The sequence below is a fragment of the Streptosporangium sp. NPDC002607 genome (assembly GCF_053592655.1).
Genome location: NZ_JBSFWD010000138.1, coordinates 1 through 3,764 on the forward strand (window position 1 = coordinate 1; position 3,764 = coordinate 3,764).

A 3,764-nucleotide genomic window follows, 5' to 3' on the forward strand; every position below is an offset into this window, starting at 1 on the left:
TACTGGGTGGAGCAGGTGCGTGGCGCGGTCCGTTTCGCCGACGGGGTCCGTACGCTGCACGCGCGGGGCGTGCGGGCGTATCTGGAGCTGGGCCCTGACGGGGTGTTGACCGCGATGGCCGCCGATACCTTGGCCGCCGACGCGGAGGTGCCCGGGTCGGACGCGGTGCTGGTGCCGGTGTTGCGTAAGGATCGCGACGAGCGGACGGTGTCCATGACGGCGCTGGCCGAGCTGTATGTGCATGGGGTGCCGGTCGACTGGCGGGCGGTGCTGCCGGGTGGGCGCCGGGTCGACCTGCCCACCTACGCTTTCCAGCACCAGTGGTTCTGGCCTGACGGCAGTGCGGGTGCCGGTACGGGGAATGTGGCGGCGGCGGGTCTGGCCGCCGCTGGGCACCCGCTGCTGGGCGCGACGGTCGGGCTGGCCGATTCCGATGGGGTGGTGCTGACCGGGCGTATCTCGCTGCGGACCCATCCGTGGCTGGCCGATCACGCGGTGGCCGGGATGTTCTTCTTCCCGGGGACCGGGTTCCTGGAGCTGGCGATCCGGGCGGGTGATCAGGTCGGCTGTGACCTGGTGGAGGAGCTGACGCTGGCCGCTCCGCTGGTGCTGGGTGAGGACGATGCGGTCGTGGTGCAGATCGCGGTGGGTGCGTCGGAGGAGACCGGCCGACGTGCTTTGAACGTCTATTCTCGGTCGGCGCAGGCTGGGGAGGATGTGCCGTGGGTGCGGCACGCGACCGGCACGCTGGCCACGGGCGGCCGGGCCGCCGCGCGGTTCGATGCGGCGGTGTGGCCGCCGGTCGGCGCGACCGCGATCGAGTTGGACGGTTTCTATGACCAGCTGGCCGAGGGTTTGCTTGTCTATGGCCCGGTGTTCCAGGGGTTGCGGGCGGCCTGGCGTGGTGCCGGTGGTGAGGTGTTCGCCGAGGTTGTCCTGCCTGAGCAGGCGGCGTCGAGTGCAGGTTCGTTCGGGGTGCATCCGGCGTTGCTGGACGCGGCGCTGCATGGTGTGGCCTTCGTGGGGCTGGACGATTCCGAGGGCGGCCGGTTGCCGTTTTCCTGGGGTGAGGTGTGCCTGCACGCGGGTGGTGCGGCGACGTTGCGGGTGCGGCTGGTCCGGGCCGGTGACGACTCGGTCACGCTGACGGCGGTGGATGCCGCGGGGGAGCCGGTGTTGTCGGCGCGGTCGCTGGTGTTGCGCCCGTTCTCGCCCGGTCAGCTCGCCGCCGCGGGTGGTGGCCGGGTGGCGGAGCGTGACGGGCTGTTCCGGCTGGAGTGGAGCACGCTTTCTGAGGTTCCCGTGGCCGATCCGGTGCCGGTGGCGATGGTGGGTTTCGCCGGGTTCGAGCCGGACGCGCTGGGCCTTGCAGGGGCGTGGGAGTCGGCCGGGCAGTCGGTCGCGGTTCATCGTGATCTGTCGGCGCTGGGCGAGGCGGGGCCGGTGCCGGACGTGGTGACGTTCACCGTCGGTTCCTCCGAGGACACCGGCGTGGTGGAGTCGGCGCATGCGGTGACGGCTGGGGTGCTGGGTCTGTTGCAGGGGTGGTTGGCCGATGAGCGGCTCGAGGCTTCGCGTCTGGTGTTCGTGACCAGGGGTGCGGTCGAGGCGCGGGAGGGTGAGGCGGTCGCTGATCTGGCGGCCGCGGCGGTGTGGGGTCTGGTGCGGTCGGCGCAGTGGGAGAACCCGGGCCGGTTCGTGCTGGTCGACGTTGACGCGGAGCTGTCCCCGTCGTCGCTGGCCGCGGTGCTGGCCTGTGGGGAGTCGCAGGCGGCGGTCCGTGAGGGTGCGGTACGGGTGCCCCGTCTGGCTCGGGTGATACCGGCCGAGAAGGCGGAGCGGTCGTGGGATCCGGACGGTACGGTGTTGATCACCGGTGGTACCGGTGGTCTGGGTGGTCATCTGGCTCGGCATGTGGTGGCCGAGCGGGGTGTGCGGCGTCTGTTGCTGACCAGTCGCCGGGGTCTGGAGGCTCCGGGTGCGGTGGAGTTGCAGGCCGAGCTGATCGCGCACGGGGTAGAGGTCACGATCGCGGCGTGTGACATGGCTGACCGCGACCAAGTGGCGGCGCTGCTGGCGCAGGTCCCGGCCGAGCATCCGCTGACTGCGGTCGTCCACACCGCTGGTGTGCTGGCTGATGGGACGATTCCGTCGTTGACGCCCGAGCGGCTGGATACCGTGTTGCGGCCGAAGGTGGATGCGGCCTGGCATTTGCATGAGCTGACCCGGGGTCTGGATCTGGCGGCGTTCGTGGTGTTCTCTTCGCTGGCCGGGGTGATGGGCTCGGCTGGTCAGGGTAACTACGCGGCTGCGAACGCGTTCTTGGATGGGCTGGCTCAGTTGCGCCGGGCCGAGGGGTTGCCCGCGCTGTCGCTGGCGTGGGGTGCCTGGGCTCAGGACAGCGGGATGACCGGCACGCTGAGTGATGCCGATATGCGGCGGATTGCCCGGACGGGCATGCCGCCGCTGTCGGTGGAGCAGGGCCTGGCGCTGTTCGAGGCCGCTGTCGTGCTTGAGCATGCGGTGCTGGTTCCGGTCCGGCTGGATCTGCCGTCGATGCGCGGTTATGGCGAGGTGCCGGCGTTGTTGCGGGGTCTGGTGCGGGGCGGTCGCCGGTCGGCGGCGTCCGGCTCGGTGGTGGCCGCGACGTTGCTGCAGCGGCTGGCTCCGCTGGGCCTGGCCGAGCGTGTCGAGGTCCTGGTGGATCTGGTGCGTACCGGGGTGGCCATGGTCTTGGGGCATGCCTCGCCGGAGACGGTGGAGGTGCGGCGGGAGTTTCGTGAGCTGGGCTTCGATTCCCTGACCGCGGTGGAGTTGCGTAACCGGCTGAACGGGGTGACCGGGTTGCGGTTGCCGGCGACGCTGGTGTTCGACTATCCGACGCCGACGCTGCTGGCGGAGTTCCTGCTGGCCGAGCTGTTCGGTGAGGATGCCGACGTGGTCGTCCCCGCGTCGCTGGTACCGGTCGCGGACGATCCGATCGTGATCGTGGGCATGGCGTGCCGTTATCCGGGTGGGGTCACCTCGCCGGAGGATCTGTGGCGACTGGTCAGTGAGGGCGGAGATGCGATCTCTCCCTTCCCGACGACGCGTGGCTGGAGTCATGGTGCCCTTGAGGGGGGCGTCGACTACGTGGAAGCGGGTGGCTTCCTGCACGAGGCGGGGGAGTTCGATCCGGGGTTCTTCGGGATCTCGCCGCGTGAGGCGCTGGCGATGGATCCGCAGCAGCGGTTGCTGCTGGAGACGTCGTGGGAGGCGATCGAGCGGGCGGGCATGGACCCGGTCTCCTTGCGGGGCAGTCACACGGGTGTGTTCGCCGGGCTGATGTATCACGACTACGGGATGAGCGCCGACCTCCCGCCGGAGGCGATGGGCTTCATCAGCACCGGTACGGCGGGCAGCGTCGCGACCGGCCGGGTCTCGTATGCGCTGGGGTTGGAGGGTCCGGCGGTGACGGTGGACACCGCCTGCTCCTCCTCGCTGGTGGCGACACATATGGCTGCGCAGGCGCTGCGGTCGGGTGAGTGCAGCCTGGCGTTGGCCGGTGGTGTGACCGTGATGGCCACTCCGGGAGCGTTCATCGGTTTCAGTGCGCAGGGCGGGCTGGCCGGCGACGGCCGGTGCAAGTCCTACTCCGACGCGGCCGATGGGGTGAGCTGGTCGGAGGGCGTGGGTGTGCTGGTGCTGGAGCGGCTGTCGGACGCGCGCCGCAACGGGCACCAGGTGCTGGCGGTGGTGCGGGGTTCGGCGGTGAACCAGGACGG

1 protein-coding gene is annotated in these 3,764 nt (G+C 70.6%); it reads left to right on the top strand.

Annotated features, from left to right (window positions below; all coding sequences use genetic code 11):
• Positions 1-3,764: type I polyketide synthase (locus tag ACWD3H_RS47435; protein ID WP_451959766.1), on the top strand; the 3,764-nt coding region annotated here is incomplete at both ends.